This window comes from Treponema endosymbiont of Eucomonympha sp., from assembly GCF_001028545.1.
The window spans coordinates 1-685 of record NZ_BBPW01000365.1; the positions used below are offsets into that span (position 1 = coordinate 1).

Consider the following 685-nt stretch of genomic DNA (forward strand, 5'->3'; position numbering starts at 1 on the left):
CCCCGCCGAGATTTTCGACGCGGTGGAGAACGGCATTCGGAACGCTTTCGCGGCGGGAATCCGCTACGGCTATCCCTGCACCGACCTCCGCGTTACGGCGACGGCGCTCGACTACAGCGAGCTGACTTCCACTCCGCTCGCGTTCGCCTCCTGCGCGGCGAGCGCCTTCGACGCCGTCTGCGCCAAAGCATCTCCGGAACTGCTTGAGCCGGTTATGAACGTAGACATTACGTGCCCGTCCGAGTCTCTGGGCGAGGCGATGGGGCAGATTACGCAGCGGGGCGGCATAATCAGCTCGACCGAGTCGAAGCCGTCCGGCAGCGTCATCCACGCCCAAGCGCCTATGGCAAAGCTCGTCGGTTTTTCGACAAGCCTGCGCTCCGCCACGAAGGGGCGCGCGTCGTTCAGCGCGGAGTTCAGCCACTTTCAGACGAAGCCGGGCGGGCTGGGTTAGCGCCGCGGCGCGGACAGACGGATATTCGGCAGGGGGCAAGCGCAACGTAAACCGCATGTTAGACGCTATTCTGAGACTGCGGCGAAGCGACCGTCAAGGACGGCGAATTGCTGAACGCAGGCTGTGATTACACAAAATCAAACAAATTATTTTCCTTTGGTTTTAACTTCCAGCCGTCCGTGCCAACTCGTACACCAATATCCTCCAAAACACCCGAAATTGTTTGTTCTT

Annotated in this window: 1 pseudogene; it reads left to right on the forward strand. The window is 60.1% G+C overall.

Going from position 1 to position 685, the window contains the following annotated elements:
- Positions 1 to 454, forward strand: a pseudogene (fusA, locus tag AWU74_RS07090) (elongation factor G); the annotation flags it as partial.
- Positions 455 to 685 lie beyond the last annotated feature (231 nt).